Here is a 20,990-nt window from a genome sequence, read left to right on the forward strand (position 1 = left end):
ACGATCGGGAATGACAACGTTAGCATTTCCATCATTCCTTCGGCAACGACCTGTCGCAGCCGGCCGGAACATAGATATCAATTCCAACGGGGATATGACGCATGGATTATATCAGCCAAGCTCGCCCCAAAATGATAACGTTATCATTTGTATCAAAAGGCGGTCCCGATACGTCGATGTCCGCCCTACCCACATCCTTCCCTGGCCCACCCTCATGACGACTTCTGCCGCTCCTACCGCCGACACCATCGCCTCGATCCGGCTTTCCTCGTGCTACTTGCCACTGGCTACTCCGATCAGCGACGCCAAGGTCCTGACCGGCCGCCAGAAGCCAATGACGGAGGTCGCGATCCTGTTTGCCGAGATCCGGACCCACGGCGGCCACGAAGGCATCGGCTTCAGCTATGCCAAGCGCGCCGGCGGACCGGGACAGTTCGCGCATGCCAGCGAAATCGCACCGGCCCTGCTCGGTGAGGACCCGAGCGACATCGCCCGGCTTTGGGACAAGCTCTGCTGGGCCGGCGCGTCGGTCGGACGCAGCGGATTGTCGACACAGGCGATCGGCGCGTTCGACGTGGCGCTCTGGGACCTGAAGGCCAAGCGGGCCGGCTTGTCACTGGCCAAGCTGCTGGGCGCCCATCGCGACGCCGTGCGCTGCTACAACACCTCCGGCGGTTTCCTGCACACGCCGCTGGACCAGTTGCTCGTCAACGCGGCGGCGTCGGTGGAGCGCGGGATCGGCGGGATCAAGCTGAAGGTCGGCCAGCCTGATGGCGCGCTCGACATCCAGCGCGTGGCCGCCGTGCGCGAGCGGCTTGGCGATGCCGTGCCGCTGATGGTCGACGCCAACCAGCAATGGGACCGCCCGACGGCGCAACGCATGTGCCGCACCTTCGAATCCTTCAACCTCGTCTGGATCGAAGAGCCGCTGGACGCCTACGACCACGAGGGGCACGCCGCGCTCGCCACGCAGTTCGACACGCCGATCGCGACCGGCGAAATGCTGACCAGCGCGGCCGAACACTGGGACCTGATTCGGCACCGCGCCGCTGACTACCTGATGCCGGACGCGCCGCGCGTTGGTGGCATCACGCCCTTCCTCAAGGTCTGTGCGCTGGCCGAGCATGCGGGCCTGATGATCGCGCCGCACTTCGCCATGGAGTTGCACGTGCACCTTGCCGCGGCCTATCCGCGCGAGCCCTGGGTCGAGCACTTCGACTGGCTCGAACCGCTGTTCAACGAACGGCTCGAGATCCGCGGCGGCCGCATCGTAGTGCCGGCCCGGCCGGGCCTGGGACTCACGATCAGCGAGCAGGCCCGCGCGTGGACACGCGAGCAGGCCAAATTCGGCCAACACGCCTGACAGGCGTCGGCATCCCGCATACCCATGAACGGTGAAAGGAGACAGAAGATGAAAAAACTGATTGCGTCCGTACTCATGACGACTGCCATGACCGTTGCCATGGCGGCCCACGCGGCGTGGCCGGAGAAGCCGGTCACCGTGCTGGTGCCCTTCCCGGCGGGCGGCTCGACGGACAACGTGGCGCGCATTCTCGGCGCGAAGTACCAGACGCAGTTCGGCGGCAGCTTTGTGGTCGACAACCGGCCCGGCGCGGCCGGCATGATCGGTGCCGCCATGGTCAGGCGTGCCCCCGCCGACGGCTACACGGTGTTCGTCTCGTCTCTGGGGCCTTTCGTCATCGGCCCGCATCTCACGAAGAACGCCGGCTATGACCCGCTCAAGGACTTCGATTACATCAGCGTCGCGGTACAGGCGCCGAATGTCCTCGCCGTGCCGGCGGGTTCGCGGTTCAAGACGCTGCAGGATGTGATCGCCTACGAGAAGGCCAATCCCCACAAGATGACCTTCGCCTCCGCCGGCAATGGCACCAGCGACCACCTCACCGCCGAACTGTTCTGGCAGCAATCGGGCACGACAGGCATCCACGTGCCCTACAAAGGCGGCGCTCCGGCGATGAATGACCTGATCGGCGGACAGGTCGATGCCACGTTCATGAACATCAACACGGCGGTCCCGCATATCAAGGCGGGCAAGCTTCGCGCGCTGGCCATCACGAGCACGGCGCGGTCGCCCATCCTGCCCGATGTGCCCACCATGGACGAGGCCGGCATCAAGGGCGTGACGGTCTATTCATGGCAGGCGGTGGCCGCACCCAAGGGACTTCCGCCGGAGATCAAGGCGAAGCTGCACAGCGCCACCGTGGCCGCGCTCAATGAGCCGGCCACCAAGGCGAAGCTGCTCGACCTTGGCTTCGAGATCGTCGCCAATACGCCGGAGCAGTTCGCCGCGTTTCAGGCGTCGGAGTTTGCGCGCTGGAAGAAGGTGATCGAAGTGGGCAAGATCACGGCGGACTGAGCGCTCAGCCTGCGCGCGTCGCGCTTTGATGGCCCTGCCCGTGCCCGTGCCCGTGCCCGTTGGATCGCTTGGTACGCCGGATCACCAGAAACACCAGCAACACGACCGGCGCGATCAGCAGGCCTTCGACCAGCTCCGGGTCCAGCGGCAGGTGGAAGGCATGCATGGAGCGCAGGCCGACTGCCGTGAGCGACAGCACATAGTAAGAGATCGCCGCGACCGACAACCCTTCGACCGCGTGCTGCAGGTGAAGCTGCGTGCGCGCAGTGCGATCCATGCCGGCGAGCAGCCGCATCGTGTTGCCCTCCTGCGCCAGGCTCACGCGCGTACGCAACAGGTCGACCGCCCGCGCCACGCGCGCTGTAAATTGCTCGAGCCGGTTCCAGTTGGCGCGGCACGTCTCCATGGCCGGCGTGAAGCGGCGTTCCATGAATTCGGCAATGGTCGGAATGCCTTCGATGCGCTCCTCGCGCAGTTCCTGGATGCGGGCCATGACCAGGCGCTCGTAGGCGCGGCTGGCGCTGAAGCGGTGGCTGGACTCCGCCAGCGCCTCGCCGCGCACGGCCAGGTGCGTGAGATCCTGCAGCAGGGCTGAGTCCACATTGTCGTTCGGTGCGGAGTCCATCCGGTTCATCAGCCCGGACAGCGAGCGCTGCAGGACATCGAGCGAACGACCGAGCTCGCGCGCGGCGGGCAGCGCAAGCAAGGCCATCATGCGATAGGTCTCGATCTCGTACAGCCGCTGCAGCAGGCGGCCGCCCTGCGCTTCTCGGAAGCCTTCGTCGATCACCAGGAAGCGCGAAAAGCCATCAGGCTTGATGGTCCAGTCGCAATAGACCTCGCCATTGCCAAGCACGCGGCTGCCGACCTTGATCGGGCCGTCGATCCAGCGGCTGTAGTCGTTGCGCGCCTGAACGGCGTGCTCGCCGGAAACCAGCTCCATGCGTATCGCCACGAAGCGCATACCGGCAATCTGCGCGAACCATTCCTGCGGTATGTGATCGGTCGCCAAGCCGGAGAAATAGTCGGTATCGCGCCGGCTGGCGACGAACGTGTAGGTGGAGAATTCCGTGTGGCGTTCCCACTTCAGCTGGCGCTCGCCGTTCCACTGTGCGGCATAGTGGGTGCTGCCCGGCTCCGGCGCCGGCATGCCCGTCAGATCACACAACGCGCGCAGGAGTTGCTCGTGGACGGCGGCATCGTCTCCCGCGTAAATCGCCAGGTGCGCCAGGGCGACGGAGCCTGACAAACGCAGGAAGGGTCTGGCGTGCAACTCGTTGGCAAGGCTCGCGCGCAGGGCGTGGTCCATATTTGAAGCTCTCTCGGAAGGTTTCGCTCAGGGGGGCGCCGGCAAAGGCATCCATTGAACGGATTCTCCCGCACGGCATTGCGCAGTGCAACAGGACAGCTGCGGCTGTTTGGGCCCCGCAGTCTTACTGCACAGCTTCCGCTGGCGCCACAGTAGCGCCCCGGATACCGTGCCGTGCCAGCGCACCAGCCACCACGCCGGCCGCCTTCATCTCTTCGATAAAACCGGCGAGAAAGGCCGCCGCACGTTCGCCGCGCGACTTCGGGACGCCCATGGCCTGCCGGATGACCATGAAACGCTCGCCGAGCAGGCGCAATTGGTCATTTCCGGCGGCGTCCGCTTCAAGCTGCTGCCTGACGCCGGCCGCCACTTCCGCACCCTGCTCCAGGAATGTCTGCACCACGGTCGGCGAGGTCGGGGCCCGCACGATCTCCGCATGCTGCAGTTCGCGGGTCAAGTGGAGATCGTAAGCGCTGCCCTTGCCGACCACGACGCGCACGCCCGGCTTGTCAACGTCGGCATTCGACGTGACCGGCGAATCCGAGCGCACCAGGTAGAAGCCTTCGATCAGCACATAAGGTGCGGTGAACGCGATGGTGGCCCCGCGCTTGGGATCGATGGCGAAGAAGCCGACATCGGCCTGCTCCTGGCTGACCACGTCGACCGACTTGCCCGCCGCATCGACCACGACCAGCTCCAGCGGCACGCCAAGCTTTGCGGCCAGCGCCCCGGCCAGGTCGACGGACACGCCGCAGGCGGAGCCATCGGCAGCACGGCCGGCAAGAATCGGATTGCCGAGGTTGATCGAGGCGCGCAGCACGCCGGTGGGCGCGAAAGCGGTAAGCAGGTCTTTGTCTACGGTCATGGCATGGAGGCCGGCGTCTGCCGGCGCTAGGGTCCAGGTCTAGGGTTCGAGGATCTGGCTGATCTTCGCGAGTGCGCTAAGCGTATGTTCGAGGTGCTCGCGCATGGCCGCCGAGGCTTCCTCGTTGCGGTCGCGCGCGAGCAGGTCCAGCAGGTGCAGGTGCTGCTTCGCGTGTTCGGGATAGCGCTCGCGATGCCGCATCGAGCGGTACGACAGCAGGCGGCGCACGCGGTTGACGCGCCGGATCGTGTCGATGAAGAACGGGTTGCCCGACGCTTCGACCAGCGACTCGTGGAAGCGCACGCCGCGGTCGTGAAGCTGGTCGGCGGTGTCGGTCTCGATGCCGCCGCTGAGCAGGTGGTTTTCGGCCGCGCGCAGGCGCTCGATGGTCTTGCGCTCGATCCGGTAGCCCGGCTCCAGCAACGCCGCCGGCTCCAGCGCCAGGCGCAGCCGGTACGACTGCAGCAGCGAATCCGGCGTGGTCAGCATCGACGAGAATTCCCAGCCATAGCCCGGCTTGCGCTCGGCCCAGCCTTCCTGCGCAATCCGCTTGAGCACGGTATTGAGCTGCGTGGCGGTCAGGCCGTAGCGCGCCTTGAGCAATTGCTCCGAGACTTCGTTCTCCAGCTTCCCTTGCAGCAGGTCTTCCGCGATCTGGAAGTACGCGGCGCCCGCGAGGTCAGGCTCGGTCAGGCCCAGTTGCGTCGCCAGTTCGCCGGCCGGCGCGGCGACCTCGCGGGCGAGGAAGAATCCGCGGTTGCGCTCGCGCGTGAGCACGCCTTTTTCATGCAGCAGGGCCAGCGCCTCGTTGACGGGCGAGCGCGACACACGCAGCTTGTCGGCCAGCATCTGCGCCGGCAGGTGGGCGCCAACCGGCATGCCTTCGGCCTGGATCAGCTCGACAATCTGCGTCGCAATGGATCGATCTTGGTTCATGGATCTTCGATCCGCCGGCCTGGCGCGGTCACGGTGCCGCGACGGCACTCCGCTGCCCTGCCAGCGTCTTCTGCAGGATGGATGGAATCACGCCCCCGCGCCGCAACAGCTCGATCTCGAGCCGCGTTTCCACGGCGGCGGTGGCTTCAAATGCATCCACCGAGCCGTTCGCGCGCACGATGCGCACGGGAACCTTGCAGCGCGGTGCCAGCGCTTCCGGCGCAGCGCTGACGTGGACCTTGTCGCCAGGACGGATGTCCAGCGTCTGCGGCGTCACGCCTTCGGGCCATCGCAACGGCAGGATGCCCATGCCGATCAGGTTGGAACGGTGAATGCGCTCGAAGCTTACCGCAATCACCGCGCGGATTCCCAGCAGCCGCTGGCCCTTGGCCGCCCAGTCGCGCGATGACCCCGTTCCGTAGCGGGCCCCGGCGACCAGCACCACGGAATCCCCGTCCTGCCGGTAGCGCTGGGCCACCTCGAAGATCGGCTGCACCTCGCCGCTCGGAACATGGACGGTATTGGCCGTCGGCACATTTGGCTGCAGCAGGTTGACGAGCGTCTTGTTGTAGAACGCGGCCCGCATCATCACTTCCCAGTTGCCGCGACGCGACGCGAACACATTGAGGTCGTCGCGGCTCGCGCCGCGGCTGACCAGGAAGTCGGCAACGAAGCTGTCGCGCGGAATCGCACTCGCCGGCGAAATATGTTCGGTCGTGATGTCGTCGCCGAGCACCAGCAGCGGATACGCCGCGTAGTCGCCAAGCTGCGTGCCCTGGTCGAGCGACGCGAACGGCGGACGGCGCAGCGCGGTCGATGCCTCGTCCCACGGGTAGCGCGGCGTGGACGGCGACGGCAGCGCGGCCCAGGCCGGATTGCGCGACGCGAGCGCGAAGGCCTGGCGGTAGTCCGACGGCTCGGCCCCGGCCGCCACCAGCGCTGCGATCTCCTCGCGCGTCGGCCACAGGTCACGCAGGTGGACCGGCGTGCCATCGGCCGCCATCTGCACCGGCGCCGTGCCGAGATTGCGTTCGGCATCGCCAGCCAGCGCAAACGCCACAACCAGCGGCGGCGACATGATGAAGCCCAGGCTCAGGTCCGGATGCACGCGTCCCGGGAAATTGCGGTTGCCCGACAGGATCGCGACGGGCTGCGCGGATGCCTCGGCAATCGCCTGCCGGACCGGCTCGGTCAGCGACCCCGAGTTGCCGATGCACGTCGTGCAGCCAAAGCCGACGATGTCGAAGCCCACGGCCGACAGATCGTCGATCAGTCCCGCACGCTCCAGATATCGGGCCGCCGCGGGCGACCCCGGGGCGAGCGACGTCTTGATCCACGATGGCACGCGCAAACCCAGCGCGCGTGCCTTGCGTGCAACCAGTCCGGCCGCCACCAGCAAGGCCGGGTCCGACGTATTGGTGCAGCTCGTGATTGCGGCAATTGCGACGGGATGCCGGGGCATATCGTCGCGCTGCAGTTTCGGCGTGAACGGGACGGCGGCAAGCGCGCCAGCGGTATCCATGTACGGCAGCAGGTCCTGCGGACGGCGCGGACCCGCGACATGCATGCCGATCCGGTCCAGATCGATATGCAGCACGCGCGTGTAGCGCGGCTCGGCTTCCGGCTCGAACCATAGCCCGGAGTGGTGCGCATAGGCTTCCACCAGTGCGATGGCCGCCGCATCACGGCCTGTGGTGCGCAGGTAGTCGAGCGTACGATCGTCGATCGGGAAAAAGCCGGTCGTCGCGCCATACTCGGGCGCCATGTTGGCCACGACCGAGCGATCACCCGCCGACAGCGTGGACACGCCCGGTCCGAAGAATTCGACGAACTCCCCGGATACGCCGATAGCACGCAGCCGCTGCGTGACGGTCAGCGCGAGATCGGTCGCCAGCGTGCCGGGCGGCAGCGCGCCGGTCAGTCTCACGCCGATCACGTCGGGAATGCGCTGCATCACAGGCATCCCGAACATCACCGTCTGCGCCTCCAGTCCGCCTACGCCCCAGCCCAGCACGCCAATGCCGTTGATCATCGGCGTGTGGCTGTCGGTGCCGATCAGCGTATCGGGCACCGCCCACGTTTCGCCGCCGCGCTGTTCGGTCGTCACGACCGTCGCGAGTTGCTCCAGGTTGATCGTATGCATGATCCCGGTGCCCGGCGGATGGATGCGCACGCCGCGCAACGCCTTCGACGCCCAGCGCAGGAAGCTGTAGCGCTCGGCATTGCGCTGGCTCTCCATGTCGAGATTCAGGCCGGCGGCGTCCGGCCGCGCGAAGTACTCGACCGCGAGCGAATGGTCGACCGAGGAATCGACCGGCAGCACCGGGTTCAGCGCATCGGGATCGGCGCCGGCTTCGGCGAGCGCATCGCGCATGGCGGCGATGTCGACCAGCGCGGGCGTGCTGGTGGTGTCGTGCATCAGCACGCGTCCCGGCTGGAAGGCGATTTCGTCCTCGCTCGTGCCGTGCTCCAGCCAGCGGACGATGCCGGCGATCGCGGCGTCGCGTTCCTCGCCTTCCATCTTTCGGATCACGTTCTCCAGAAGCACGCGCAGGACGACCGGCAGGCGCCCCAGCGTGCCGCCCAGCATGGCGGGCAAGTCTACGAAACGGTATGTGACGTCGCCAGCGCAGAACTGGCCATCGACCGGACGGTACGGGGGGCGGTAGGTGTTTTCCATGACTGTACTTTGCACATGTTTACGCAAAAATGCAATCAAGTGGAAACCCCGACAGCCATGGAACCCCGCATAACCGGAGACGACCCCTTGAATCCCGATGCTTCCCCAGGCGCTTCGCTGCCCCCAGACAACACGCGCCGCCGGCTGCTGCAGGGCGGCGCTTCGGCCGCGGCACTCACGCTGCTTGGTGTGGATGCCACCGCGGCATGGGGCGCCCAGCCGGACAACCAGACCCATCCGACACACCAGACGGCCGGGGCCACTCGCCCAACCCGCACCCAAGGAACAGTGATGTACGCATATGTAGGCTCGCGAACCACACGCGAACGCAACGCCCGCGGCGACGGTATCAGCGTCTTTCGCGTCGATTCCGCGACCGGCGCGCTCGAGCACACCCAGCTCGTCAAGGACCTGGTCAACCCGTCGTTCCTGGCAATGAACCGCGCCGGCGACCGCCTCTACACCGTTCACGGCGACCTCAGCGACATCAGCGCCTTTGCCGTCGACCGTGCCAGCGGCAAGCTGGAATTCATCAACCGCCAAAGCACGCAGGGCAAGAACCCGGTTCACCTGGCGATCGACCCGAGCGGCCGCCACGTCGTGGTTTCGAACCATATCGGCGCGAGCCTGGCGGTGCTTCCGCTGAACGCCGACGGCTCGCTGGGCGAACTTACGCAACTGGTGAAGCTCGACGGCCCCATCGGCCCGCATCGCGTCGAGCAAAAGCAGGCAAAGCCGCACTTCAACCCGTTCGACCCGACCGGCCAGTTCGTGATCGTTCCGGACAAGGGTCTCGACCGGACCTTCACGTTCCGCTTCGCCGACGGCAAGCTGTCGCCCGCAGCGCCCGCCTTCGTCGGCGCGCGCGAAGGCGCCGGGCCGCGCCACGTCGCCTTCCATCCCGGTGGCCGCTTTGCCTATGTCATCAACGAGCTCGATTCGACCGTCACGGCCTACAGCTATGACGCGGCATCGGGCGCGCTGACACCAATGCGGTCCTGTCGAGCCTCCCGGACACGTTCACGGGCAACAGCCGTGCGTCGGAGATCGAGGTCGACGCCAGCGGCCGCTACGCCTACGCGTCCAACCGCGGGCACGACAGCGTGGCGGTGTTCCAGGTCGACACGCGCACCGGGCATCTGCGCTTCCTGGGCGCCGATCCGTCGCAGGGCCGCACGCCGCGCTTCTTCACCGCAACACCGGATGGCCGCTTCCTGTACGTATTGAACGAGGACAGCGACTCGATCGCCGCGATGCGCATCGACCCTGCGTCCGGCCGCCTGCATCCGACCGGCTTCAGCGTGCAATCGGGCAGCCCGGTCTGCATGGTGTTTTCACGGCCGCAGGCATGACAGCGCCGCGCCCCCTCCCCGCAACGCCTCACGCACCGGGCAGCACCAGCGCCGGTCTTCACACCATGCAAGATTCCATCGACCAAAACGAAGCAGCCAAAGAATCGGCGATCGTCAGGAAAATCACCTGGCGCATCATTCCGTTCGTCTTCATCCTGTACATCATCTCGTACCTCGACCGCGCCAACATCGGCTACGCGGCGCTGCAGATGAACAAGGAGCTCGCACTCTCCAGCGAGGCCTTCGGCTTCGTGTCGGGCATCTTCTTCATCGGCTACTTCCTGTTCGAAGTGCCCAGCAACGTGATGCTGAACAAGTTCGGCGCACGTCGCTGGATTGCGCGCATCCTGCTCACGTGGGGCGCGGTCGCCGTGGCCAGCGCGTTCGTGCAGAGCGCGAACCAGCTCTATGTGCTGCGCTTTCTGCTCGGCGTGGCCGAAGCGGGCTTCTTTCCCGGCATCATCGTCTACCTGACGTACTGGTTCCGCGCCAAGGAACTGGCGACCACGGTGGCGCTGTTCACGGCCGCGATCCCGGTCTCATATATCGTCGGTGCGCCGCTCAGCACGTGGATCATGGACAACGTGCATTGGCTGCAATGGAGCGGCTGGCGCTGGATGCTGCTGCTCGAAGGCGCGCCGGCCGTGGTCGGCGGCATCCTCTGCTATTTCTACCTGACCGACCGCCCCAGTGACGCCAAGTGGCTCACCGAGGCCGAGAAGACCTGGCTCTCAGGACAGCTCGAACGCGACCGCCAGGCCCGGCCGAATGCGGCGCACCTCGGCACGCTCCAGGTCATGCGCAACCCGCGGGTGCTGTACCTGTCGTTCATCTACTTCGTGTACCAGTGCGGGAGCCTGGGCGTGGGCTACTGGATGCCGCAGATCATCAAGGGCTTCTCGGCGAACCTCACGCACACACAGGTCGGCCTGATCGCCATGCTGCCTTACCTGTTCGCCACGATCGTGATGATCTTCTGGTCGCGCAGTTCGGACCGCCGCAACGAACGCCGGCTGCATTCGGCCATTCCACTTGCAGTTGCCGCCATCGCGCTGCTGGGCGCGGGCCTGCTGCCGGACCCGTACATTGCCATCAGCCTGATCAGCATGAGCCTGGCGGGCCTCTATGCGTTCAAGTCGCCGTTCTGGGCGCTGCCGACGCTGTTCCTGACGCGTTCGACCGCCGCGGTTTCGATCGCCGTCATCAATTCCATCGGTAATCTGGGCGGCTTCGTCGGCCCGTTCGCGATCGGCTATATCAAGGGCCAGAGCCACTCGGCCACGACGGGGCTGATCTTCCTGGCCGCGCTGCTGGTCGTTTCCTTCCTGATGACCCTCTTCATCCGCATCGCCGAAGACCGGCCCGCGCAGAAAGTCGCCACGACGTCAGGCCAGACGCCCTGACCTGGCCGCCGGCACTCTGCCGGCTGTCCCACGCATTCCCCCTTGCTGCCGGCACCCGTCTGGGTGTCTAGCCGCGCTCATCCATAAAAATCAAGGAGAATCATGAACCGAGCCAAGGTGGCAGTGCTTTGCCTGCCTTTCGCAACCGGCCTCGCCTGCGCCCAGACCAGCGTCACGCTCTATGGCGTCGCCGACGCGGGCGTCGAGTATGCCAACCATGTGCGCACGGCCGACGGCGGCCATTCCGTGGTCCGCATGCAACCGGGCAACCAGTCGGGCTCGCGCTTCGGCATCCGTGCCACGGAAAACCTCGGCGCCGGCTGGAAGGCACTCGTGCTGCTGGAGAACGGCACCAACCTCGACACCGGCACGCTGGCCAACGGCACCGGCAGCACGCAGCGGCTGTTCGGCCGCAGCGCCTATGTCGGCCTGCAGGGCCCCTACGGCAGTGTCACGCTGGGCCGGCAGGACGCGCCCATCTACGACTTCGCCAAGACGTACGACTTGCTCGGCGTATCGGCGCGCTATTCGATCACGTCGATGGACCCGGTGTTCTCGCAGCGCATCGACAACTCGCTGAAGTACCTCGGCACGTTCGGCGGCCTGACCGTCGAGACCAGCTACAGCACGGGCTGGGATGCCGGCCTCGGTGGCGAGGTACCGGGCGCCAGCCGCGCGGGACGGCAATTCGGTGGCCAGCTCGCGTATGACGCAGGAAAATTCGGCCTGGCGATGGCCTATGACCAGACACAGGGCTCGTCCGCGGCGTCGCAGGGACTGGCCAACAAGAACCTGGCCTTCGGCGCCACCACGGCATTCGGTGCACTGAAGCTGGTGGCGGGCTACCGCTGGAACCGCTCCGAGTACGGCGGCGCCAACGGCAGCACGGCGCTGACGTCCACGCTGCGCACCGACATGTACTGGATGCAGGCCAGCTACGCCATCACGCCCGCGCTCTCGCTGACCGGCTCGGCGTACTACAGCAACAACCGCAACAGCAACCAGGATCCGTGGCTCTTCATCGCGCTGCTTGACTATGCGCTATCGAAGCGCACGGACCTCTACCTGACCGGCGCATATGCGCTCAACCGCAACGGGTCAGCGCTGGCCGTGGGTTCGGGGAACACCGTGCAGCCGGGTTCGAACCAGACCGGTGTGCTGCTTGGCATGCGGCACAAGTTCTGAAGTCGCGGGACGGCGGCCGGCTGCGTTGCACTGCTACGCTGGCCGGTCCCGCTTCAATGATCAGAACCCGGCGCGTGCCTGGATGTACACCATGCGCGGCGCGCCAACCAGACGCCCGGCGTTGCTGTCCGTCGTACGCGTGTAATAGCGCTTGTCGAACAGGTTGTTGATGCCGATGGTGATGTCGGTACGCTTCCACTGCGGAACCGTGAACATCGCCTGCAGATTCCAGGTACGGAAGCCCGGAATGCGGCCATTGCTGCCGTCCGCCGACTCGGCGACGGTATTGGCCAGATCCGAATACTGCGCGCTCTGGTGCGTGGTCGAGGCGTTGAAGGTCCAGTTGCGCCAGTTGTAGCGCGCGCCGATGGTATCGGTATTGCGCGAGTAGAACGGGACGTCCATGCCGGCCGTGGCGCCCGACTTCTGGATCGCGCGCGTGTAGGTGTAGTTGGCGTAGACGTTCAGGCCGCCAAGCACGCTCGCGCGGTCGAACGTGTAGTCGATCGCGGTTTCGACACCGTCGTGGTCGGTCGCACCGATGTTCTGGAACGTGGCGGGGAACAGGCCCGGCACTTGCTGGATCTGGTTGTCGAACTTGATCTTGAATGCAGTCAGTTCGGCCTTGATGCGGTTGTCGGTCCAGCGCGTACCCACTTCAAACGTGCGGGCCACTTCCGGCTGCAGCGGGTTGTTCGGCGTCTGCGAATTGAGCTGCGTGTTCTGCACCGGGCCGAACGACGTGCTGTAGTCCGTGAACACGGTCCACGCATTGTTGACGAGGTACGAGACGTTGATCGACGGCAGTGCCTTGTTGTTCATGCTGTCGAACTGCGTGGTCGTGCCGCGCTGCTGGCGCGTGGTGTCGATATGCTCGAAGCGCACGCCCGGCACGATGCGCCAGTTGCCGACGGCGATGCGGTCGTCGATATAGACCGCGTGCGCGTCGGTGGCGTTGTCGAACGTCGTGGTCGGACCGACCACGCCGGTACGCGGATTCTGGTTGAAGGCGTTGTCGTCGCCGCGTTCGCGGATATAGCGGTAGCCGACAGTGATGTCATGCGTCGTCGGCCCCAGCGCCAGGCGCTGCGTATAGCGCGGCTCGATGCCGAACGTGGTGTAGTTGCGCGGCTGGTGCGCAATCACGGTGGCGCTTTGCTGCAGCGTGCTCTGGCGATAGCTCTCGTTGAAGAACGTGCGGATCTCGAACTCCTGGTTGGCGGAGATCGTGTTCACGTATCCAATGTCGAATGCCGTGCGGTTGCCGCTCCAGTAGTCGTTCGGCCGCGTGTTCTGGAACGGATCGGCATTGTATTGCGCGACCGTCAGGCCGCCCGGCGTGCGCGAGCGCACGTCGTAGTACGAGACCTTGCCGTAGACCTGCGAGGTGTTGTTGATGTCGTAGGCAAACTTCACGGCCAGGTCGTTGACATCGTCATCGCTGCCCTTGCGCCATTCGCGGCCGGTCATGCCCGAGTACAGCACGGCCAGTCCGAGCCCGCTGTCGAGCGTGGTGCCCACAAACGCGTTGTACTGCGTATTGCTGCCGCCGCCTTCGGTGTAGATGTTCTCGCGGATCGACGCATCGCCGGTGATGCCGGGGCTGGTCGGAATCGGCTTGGTGTTGAAGTTGACGATGCCGCCGACGTTTTGCGGGCCGTATCGCACCGCGCCACCGCTGCGCACCACGTCGATCGACTCGATATTGCCGAGGCTTGTCGGCGCAAACGAAAGCTGCGGCTGTCCGTACGGCGCGACTGCCATCGGAATGCCGTCAAGCAGCACCGTGGAGCGTGGCGAGTACCGGCCGGTCAGGCCGCGCACGCCGATGTTGAGGGAAATGGCGCTGCCGGCCGTGCCGGAGTTGTCGGTCGATTGCACGCCGGGAATGCGGCGCATGACGTCGCTGATGCTCGATGCGCCGCTCTGTTCGATCTGTTCTTCGCCAACCACGGTGCGCGCGCCGGGGAAGGTCTTCACGCTGTTCTGCAGTCCGGTGCCCAGCCAGTTGCCAGTGACCTGCACGGTATCGAGCACCTGCTCGACATTGCCACTCTGCCCCGATTGCGCGTCGGCCTTCTGGGCGAACGCCAATGGCGCCATGCACAGCAACGAAACGGCGAGCGCCGTAGCGCGCAGCGCGATCTGGGGTGCGGCGGGCTCTTTACCGCATCGGCTCGACTTCATGACTTCTCTTCCTGTAACTGGCAAGTGACGAAAAGTCATGAATGTAAATGATAACGGTTATTGTTTGTAATCAATTGAGATAAAGTGCTTTATGAGCTACTAAAAGATGACCACAAATGTTGTCTTGCTGCGACAAGCACACAAGCGAACGAAGGGGACCGGCCAGATCACTCCACCGCCTTGAACATATCCTCGACCACCTTCTTGGCGTCGCCGAACACCATCATGGTCTTGTCCATGTAGAACAGCTCGTTGTCCAGGCCCGCGTAGCCGGCGGCCATCGAGCGCTTGTTCACGATGATGGTCTTGGCCTTGTACGCCTCCAGGATCGGCATGCCCGCGATCGGTGACTGCGGATCGGTCTTGGCCGCCGGGTTCACCACGTCGTTGGCGCCGAGCACCAGCACCACGTCGGCCTGGCCGAACTCGCTGTTGATGTCTTCCATTTCGAAGACCATGTCGTACGGCACTTCGGCTTCCGCCAGCAGCACGTTCATGTGGCCCGGCATGCGGCCCGCCACCGGGTGGATTGCGTACTTCACCGTCACACCCTTCTCGGTCAGCTTCTCGGTCAGTTCCTTCAGCGCATGCTGGGCGCGCGCCACAGCAAGGCCGTAGCCCGGCACGATGATCACGGTCTCGGCATTGCCCATCAGGAACGATGCGTCATCGGCAGAGCCCGACTTCACGTTGCGCTGGGCCTGCGCACCGGCCGCGCCGGCCGCGGCCGCTTCGCCGCCGAAGCCGCCCAGGATCACGTTGAAGAACGAGCGGTTCATCGCCTTGCACATGATGTACGAGAGGATGGCACCGGACGAACCCACCAGCGAGCCGGCGATGATCAGCATCGGGTTGTTCAGCGAGAAGCCGATGCCGGCGGCCGCCCAGCCCGAGTACGAGTTCAGCATCGACACCACCACCGGCATGTCGGCACCGCCGATCGGGATGATGATCAGCACGCCGAGCACGAAGGCGATGGCCAGCATCACCAGGAACGGCAGCCAGTCCTGCGTCATGAAGAACGCAATGCCGAAGCCGACCATCGCGACGGCCAGCGCCAGGTTCAGCATGTGCTGGCCCGCGAACACCACCGGCGCGCCCTGGAACAGGCGGAACTTGTAGCGCCCGGCCAGCTTGCCGAAGGCGATCACCGAACCGGAGAACGTAATCGCACCGACGAAGCAGCCGATGAACAGTTCGATGCGGTTGCCCAGCGGGATCTCATGCGAGCCAGCAGGCGCGATGCCGAAGGCCGAAGGTTCCGCCACCGCCGCCACCGCGATGCACACCGCTGCGAGACCGATCAGCGAATGCATCGCCGCGACCAGTTCGGGCATCTTGGTCATCTCGACCTTCTTCGCCACGTACGCGCCGATGCCGCCACCGACGACCAGGCCGGCCAGGATCAGCGCGAGCCCCGACCCCGCTGCCGTGCCGCTGCCGGCGGCCAGGAACTCGTTCTTGAGCTTGAGGATCAGCGCCACCGTAGTGAGTGCCGCCACCGCCATGCCGATCATGCCGAAGGCATTGCCCTTGCGGGCCGAACCCGGGTGCGACAGGCCCTTGAGTGCCTGGATAAAGCAGACCGACGCGCCCAGGTAGAACAGCGTCACGGTATTCATGGACAGTCCGTTCATCGCTGCATCTCCACCAGTTCGCCGCCCGCGTGCGCGGGCGTCTTTGCGGGCTGCGCCTTGGGCGCCTTCTTGCGGAACATCTCGAGCATGCGCTGCGTGACGAGGAAGCCGCCGAATACATTGACGGCGGCCAGCGCCACGGCGAACGTACCCATCGCACGGCCCACGCCGCCTTCGGTCAGCCCGGCGGCCAGCATGGCGCCGACGATGATGATGGCCGAGATCGCATTCGTTACCGCCATCAGCGGGGTGTGCAGCGCGGGCGTGACCGTCCACACCACGTGGTAGCCCACGTAGATCGCCAGCACGAAGATGATCAGGTTGATCACCGTGTGGTTCACCATTTCCATTCCATATCTCCTTGCAACCTCAGTCCGATGACCGGCGGCTGGATCGACCACCGGCTTGCTCCCCTCTCCCGCCTGCGGGAGAGGGGTTGGGGGAGAGGGCTGGTGTTCGCAGCAGCGATCCCCTTCACTTCGTGGCAACGCCTGCCCTCTCCCCCGACCCCTCTCCCACGAGTGGGAGAGGGGAGCAAACAGGCGTCCCTTGTCACCCTCGCGCGTCAGGCCACCGCCTCTTCCACTCGCCGCGTCATCAGGCAGGCCGCGACGATGTCGTCTTCGAGGTTAAGCGTGAACTGGCCGTCCTTGTCGATGACCAGCTTGAGGAAGTCCAGCACGTTGCGTGCGTACAGCGCCGAGGCGTCGGCTGCCACCATGCTGGCCAGATTCGTGTGGCCCACAAAGGTCACGCCGTCGCGCTCGACCACTTCGTCGGCCACGGTCAGCGGGCAGTTGCCGCCCTGCGCGGCGGCCAGATCGACCACTACCGAGCCCGGCTTCATCTGCTGCACGGTCGCTTCCTGCAGCAGCACGGGTGCCTTGCGACCCGGGATCAGGGCTGTGGTAATGATGATGTCGGCCTGGATCGCGCGCTGGTGCACCAGTTCGGCCTGGCGCTTCATCCAGTCCGGCGGCATCGGGCGCGCATAGCCGCCGACGCCCTGCGCGATCTCGCGCTCCTCGTCGGTCACGAACGGCACGTCCAGGAACTTGCCGCCGAGCGATTCAATCTGCTCTTTCACCGCCGGGCGCACGTCCGAGGCTTCGATCACCGCGCCGAGGCGCTTGGCCGTGGCGATGGCCTGCAGGCCCGCCACACCGGCGCCGAGGATCAGCACGCGTGCCGCCTTGACCGTACCCGCGGCGGTCATCAGCATCGGCATGAAGCGCTGGTAGTGATGCGCGGCGACCAGCACGGCCTTGTAGCCCGCAATGTTCGCCTGCGAGGACAGTACGTCCATGCTTTGCGCACGCGTGGTGCGCGGCGCGGCTTCGAGTGCGAACGCCGTGATGCCGGCAGCGGCCATGCGCGCGTTGTTCTCCGCATCGAATGGATTGAGCATGCCCACCAGCACGGCGCCGGGCTTCATCTGGGCCAGTTCACCGGCCTCAGGTGCGCGCACCTTCAGCACGAGTGGCGCGCCGAGCGCGTCGGCCACCGTGCCGATGGTCGCGCCGACAGCCTCATAGGCGCTGTCAGGCTGGCTGGCCCGTACGCCGGCGCCCGCCTGCACCACGACCTGATGGCCTTGCGCGACGTATTTCTTGACTGTCTCCGGGGTGGCAGCGACCCGAGCCTCGCCGCGCGATATTTCCAGTGGAATGCCAATTTTCATATCAACAGATTCCCTTGTATCGAAGGTCACTCAATGCGCTGACTTCGACATGCTTCATGTCTTGACGTTTCTGGTGCCGCCACGGTCAGGCCAGTGTCAGCCCGCCATCCACAAGCAGGGTCTCGCCGACCATGTAAGACGCCAAAGGAGACGCCAGAAAGACCGCTACCCCTGCTATCTCGTGCGGCAAACCCATGCGGCCGAGCGGTACGCGCGAAAGCGTTGCGTCCAGCCGTGCCGGAGAACCCGTGGTCACCTTGGTGAGCTTGGTATCCACCAGGCCCGGGGCAATGCCGTTGACGCGAATCCCTTCTGCCGCCCATGCCTCGCCGAGCGTGCGGGTCAGGCCCACCACGCCCGACTTGGATGCGGCGTAAGCCGGGTTTCCGCGCACGGACCGGAAGCCCGCGATCGAGCTCAGCGTAATCAGCGAACCGTGGCTGTCACGGAGCATCGGCCGGAACTTGACCGCGCACGCCATCACGCTGGACAGGTTGAGGCGCAGGACCCGGTCGAAGGCTTCCATCTCGAATTCGGCCCGCTTGTACAGGATGGTGCCCTGCGACAGCACCAGCACATCCAGGCGCTCGAAAGCGGGCCGCACGGCGTGGATGGCGGCCTGGTCGGAGACATCCACCTGCGCATAGTGCAAGCCGGTGAGATCCGAGCCTTCATCGGCGCTGTAGTCGGACGCGCGCGCACGCGTGCCCCACACATGGACCTCTGCGCCGAGTTGCCGGAACGCCTGGGCAATGCCGTTGCCGATGCCGCTGGAACCGCCCACGACCAGCACCGTCTTGCCGGTGAAGTCCAGGGAATTGGCAAAGCCGTGCTGAGCGATGGGAGTTGGAGTTGGAGTTGGAGTCGGAGTTGAAATCGTCATGATGCTGTGAGGTTGGAAGAATCGCGCTGGCTGCTCATCGCGAATGCTTTTGCAGGGACTTCCACGCCATCACCGCCATCGGCCTGGCCAGTTTCCCGGCTTCGAGCGCCTGCGCGGACGACGCCGTGCCATCCGCGACTCGCTTCATGATTCCCTGCAGGATGCCTGCGGTGCGGAACATGCTGAAGGCCAGGTAGAAGTGCCAGTCTCCGGCAATCTCGCGTCCGGTACGTTGCTCATAGGTGCGGCGATAGGCCGCTTCGTCCGGAATACCAGGGCGCGCTGCGTTAGCGCCCGCCATGCCCCGGAGCGGACCCGGCTCGATATGCCAGCTCATGCAGTGATAGCTGAAGTCCGCCATGGGATGCCCCAGCGTCGAAAGCTCCCAGTCAAGCAGCGCGAGGACACGCGGCTCGGTGGGATGGAAGATGAGGTTGTCGAGCCGGTAATCACCGTGAACGATGCAGACCTGCTCTTCCGCCTCGTGCGGTATGTGCTGGGGCAGGCAAGTCATGAGCGCATCCATCGCCGGAATGGATTCGGTCTGGGACGACTTGTACTGCCGGCTCCACCGCTCGATCTGGCGCGCGAAATAGTTGCCTTGCCTGCCATAGTCGCCAAGGCCCGCGGCGTTGTAGTCGACGCTGTGCAATGCAGCGATGACGCGGTTCATCTCGTCGTAGATGGCCGCACGCTCGTCCCGGTTCATGCCGGGCAGCGACGGGTCCCACAGCACGCGCCCTTCGACATGTTCCATGATGTAGAAGGCCCGGCCGATCACGGTTTCGTCCTCGCACAGGGCATACGTCCTCGCCACCGGCACGTCGGTGCCGGCGAGTGCGTTCATCACGCGGAACTCGCGCTCGATCGCATGCGCCGACGGCAGCAGCCTTGCGCGCGGACCGGGCTTGGCACGCATGACGTAGGCCTGGTGCGGCGTGAGCAGCTTGAAGGTGGGATTCGACTGGCCGCCGTTGAACTGTTCGATGCTTAGCGGACCGGAGAAGCCCTCCACGTGCCGCACCATCCAGGCCTCAAGTGCGGCGGGATCAAACCCGATGGCTTCCGATACCGGGCGGGTGCCGGCGAACGCGGAAAAGTCCTTGCTCATACGGTCGCCTTGCTCATCGGGCCGCCAGCATCGCGGCCAGCGATGCCTCGCTCTTTTCCGCGCGCTCCAGCGCACCATAGGCGTAATACATCACGACGCACATGAACGACCACGTGAGGCAGGCGAGCACATAGAAAATGGCGTGCTCGTCGTCGCCGGGAATTTTGTAGAAGTCGTAGATGCTGGCGATGGCCTGGCACGTCAGCAGCACCGCGAGTACGCCAAACGCATGCAAGCCCTCCCCGGCCCTCAGCAATCTCCAGGCAAAGTAGGCCAGATACACCGAGAACGCGGACCACATGGCTACGTAGAAGTAAGGCTTGGGCTCCACTACGAAGTCGGCCGACACCAGGACGGCCGTTCCCGCGACTGCGGCAGCAAAGAACAGGATATCCACCAGGATCGACGGCTTGTAACGATGCGTGACCGCCAACAGCCCGGCGGTGGCGATCACCGGGATGCCGAAACCCCGCGAGAACGCATCCAGGAAGTACGAGATGCGATAGGAGAACTGCACACCGCCAAGGAAATAGAGCAGGAAGTTCGACGCCGAGAACGTCACGACCAGCCACTCGAACCCGAGAAGATAGTTGCGCTTGCCAAGAAACTTCAGGCCAAAGATCAGGGAAGTCGCCACCAGTGTGGCGATTGAAAGGCAGAGAATGTAAAAGCTGGGTTCCATCACGACTCCGGGTATGCGTTTGCCAACGGGAAATTCATCACTTCTTCTGCGGCGCAAGGCTGGCGAGGTAGGTCGCCATCGCCTTGCGGTCCTGCGCTGACGCGGCCGTGGCAATGCGCTGCATCATGCCGGTCGGGTCGCTGCGCGCGCCGTCGGCAAACGCGTCGAACTGCGCCAGCAGGTAGTCATAGCCCTGGCCGGCAAGACGCGGAAACTGGTCATGCCCCATCAGCTTGCCGCCGTGGCACGCAACGCAGTTGCCGGATGCCACCAGGTCCTTGCCCTTCGCCAGCAGCGCGGCATCCGGGGCGAAGTACCGGTTATCGGCGGCCGGCTGCCTGGCGAAGTGGTCGGCCAGATGGTTGATCTCGGTCTCGCTCATGGTCATGGCCAGCGGGCCCATGGTCGGATTGGGCCGCTCGCCGCTGGCGAACTTGTGGAGCTGGGCCGCCACGTACGGCGCCGGCTGCCCGGCCAGGCTCGGATAGCCCTGATGCAGCGAATTGCCCTTGGCACCATGGCAGCCGATGCACACGTCGGACACGTGTGGCCAGGGTCCGCTATTGGCCTCGTAGACCGCCGCCGACGCCGAGATATAGCGGTCGAGCCGATACAGGCCGACGAGGTCGGCACCAAAGTAAGCGAGCAGCCCCGCGACGATCACGCCGGGGATGCCCAGCCATATGCGTTTCTTCATTCCTG

At 65.3% G+C, this 20,990-nt stretch carries 16 protein-coding genes and 1 pseudogene; 5 read left to right on the plus strand and 12 right to left on the minus strand.

The annotated features are described in order from the left end of the window. Positions 1–214 precede the first annotated feature (214 nt). Both KHO41_RS19385 and KHO41_RS19390 read left to right on the plus strand, forming a co-directional pair. A complete protein-coding gene (locus KHO41_RS19385; RefSeq protein WP_211954911.1) occupies positions 215–1,363 on the plus strand; it encodes an L-talarate/galactarate dehydratase in 1,149 nt (382 codons plus the stop codon). Between the two features lie 48 nt (positions 1,364–1,411). Continuing rightward, positions 1,412–2,377: a Bug family tripartite tricarboxylate transporter substrate binding protein gene (locus KHO41_RS19390; RefSeq protein WP_211954912.1), complete on the plus strand. Its 966-nt coding sequence runs from the start codon at positions 1,412–1,414 to the stop codon at positions 2,375–2,377. A 4-nt stretch (positions 2,378–2,381) separates the two neighbouring features. Here KHO41_RS19390 and KHO41_RS19395 read toward each other — a convergent pair whose 3' ends face one another. From KHO41_RS19395 to acnA, 4 genes are all read right to left on the minus strand, one after another. After that, positions 2,382–3,686, minus strand: coding sequence for a DUF3422 family protein (locus KHO41_RS19395; protein ID WP_211954913.1), 1,305 nt, complete (start codon positions 3,684–3,686; stop codon positions 2,382–2,384). Between the two features lie 124 nt (positions 3,687–3,810). Then, positions 3,811–4,551: an ABC transporter substrate-binding protein gene (locus tag KHO41_RS19400; protein WP_211954914.1), complete on the minus strand. Its 741-nt coding sequence runs from the start codon at positions 4,549–4,551 to the stop codon at positions 3,811–3,813. Positions 4,552–4,590: 39 nt separating this feature from the next. After that, positions 4,591–5,487 carry a GntR family transcriptional regulator gene (locus KHO41_RS19405; RefSeq protein WP_211954915.1) on the minus strand — a complete coding sequence of 299 codons (897 nt, stop codon included), beginning with the start codon at positions 5,485–5,487 and terminating at the stop codon, positions 4,591–4,593. Positions 5,488–5,515: 28 nt separating this feature from the next. Beyond that, on the minus strand, positions 5,516–8,167 hold the full coding sequence (gene acnA, locus KHO41_RS19410; RefSeq protein ID WP_211954916.1) for an aconitate hydratase AcnA: 2,652 nt from the start codon (positions 8,165–8,167) through the stop codon (positions 5,516–5,518). A 291-nt stretch (positions 8,168–8,458) separates the two neighbouring features. Between acnA and KHO41_RS19415 the strand changes: the two are divergent. The 3 genes and pseudogenes from KHO41_RS19415 to KHO41_RS19425 all read left to right on the plus strand — a co-directional run bounded on the left by KHO41_RS19415 (position 8,459) and on the right by KHO41_RS19425 (position 12,107). Continuing rightward, positions 8,459–9,519 (plus strand): annotated as a pseudogene (locus KHO41_RS19415) (lactonase family protein). A 65-nt stretch (positions 9,520–9,584) separates the two neighbouring features. Further along, on the plus strand, positions 9,585–10,922 hold the full coding sequence (locus KHO41_RS19420; RefSeq protein ID WP_211954917.1) for an MFS transporter: 1,338 nt from the start codon (positions 9,585–9,587) through the stop codon (positions 10,920–10,922). 102 nt (positions 10,923–11,024) lie between these two features. Further along, the gene (locus KHO41_RS19425; protein WP_211954918.1) at positions 11,025–12,107 is read left to right on the plus strand and encodes a porin; all 1,083 of its coding nucleotides are present in this window, start codon (positions 11,025–11,027) and stop codon (positions 12,105–12,107) included. A 60-nt stretch (positions 12,108–12,167) separates the two neighbouring features. Here the strand turns inward: KHO41_RS19425 and KHO41_RS19430 are convergent, their stop codons facing one another. From KHO41_RS19430 to KHO41_RS19465, 8 genes are all read right to left on the minus strand, one after another. Then, positions 12,168–14,294, minus strand: coding sequence for a TonB-dependent receptor family protein (locus KHO41_RS19430; protein WP_211954919.1), 2,127 nt, complete (start codon positions 14,292–14,294; stop codon positions 12,168–12,170). A 167-nt stretch (positions 14,295–14,461) separates the two neighbouring features. Beyond that, positions 14,462–15,931 (minus strand): NAD(P)(+) transhydrogenase (Re/Si-specific) subunit beta, encoded by a 1,470-nt coding sequence (locus tag KHO41_RS19435; RefSeq protein WP_211954920.1) that lies wholly within the window; start codon positions 15,929–15,931, stop codon positions 14,462–14,464. After that, on the minus strand, positions 15,928–16,281 hold the full coding sequence (locus KHO41_RS19440; protein WP_211954921.1) for an NAD(P) transhydrogenase subunit alpha: 354 nt from the start codon (positions 16,279–16,281) through the stop codon (positions 15,928–15,930). Before KHO41_RS19440 ends, KHO41_RS19435 begins: the two co-directional genes overlap by 4 nt. A gap of 215 nt (positions 16,282–16,496) precedes the next feature. Further along, on the minus strand, positions 16,497–17,612 hold the full coding sequence (locus KHO41_RS19445) for a Re/Si-specific NAD(P)(+) transhydrogenase subunit alpha (protein ID WP_211954922.1): 1,116 nt from the start codon (positions 17,610–17,612) through the stop codon (positions 16,497–16,499). An 85-nt stretch (positions 17,613–17,697) separates the two neighbouring features. Beyond that, the gene (locus KHO41_RS19450; protein WP_244873903.1) at positions 17,698–18,495 is read right to left on the minus strand and encodes an SDR family NAD(P)-dependent oxidoreductase; all 798 of its coding nucleotides are present in this window, start codon (positions 18,493–18,495) and stop codon (positions 17,698–17,700) included. Positions 18,496–18,529: 34 nt separating this feature from the next. After that, the gene (locus KHO41_RS19455) at positions 18,530–19,606 is read right to left on the minus strand and encodes a phosphotransferase (RefSeq protein WP_211954923.1); all 1,077 of its coding nucleotides are present in this window, start codon (positions 19,604–19,606) and stop codon (positions 18,530–18,532) included. Between the two features lie 13 nt (positions 19,607–19,619). Further along, positions 19,620–20,288 (minus strand): hypothetical protein, encoded by a 669-nt coding sequence (locus tag KHO41_RS19460; RefSeq protein ID WP_211954924.1) that lies wholly within the window; start codon positions 20,286–20,288, stop codon positions 19,620–19,622. Between the two features lie 37 nt (positions 20,289–20,325). Then, complete coding sequence (locus KHO41_RS19465) at positions 20,326–20,985, minus strand: c-type cytochrome (protein ID WP_211954925.1); 660 nt, start codon at positions 20,983–20,985, stop codon at positions 20,326–20,328. Between the last annotated feature and the right edge of the window lie 5 nt (positions 20,986–20,990).

The sequence above is a fragment of the Cupriavidus numazuensis genome (genome assembly GCF_905397435.1).
In the GTDB taxonomy this organism is placed as follows: Bacteria; Pseudomonadota; Gammaproteobacteria; order Burkholderiales; family Burkholderiaceae; genus Cupriavidus; species Cupriavidus numazuensis.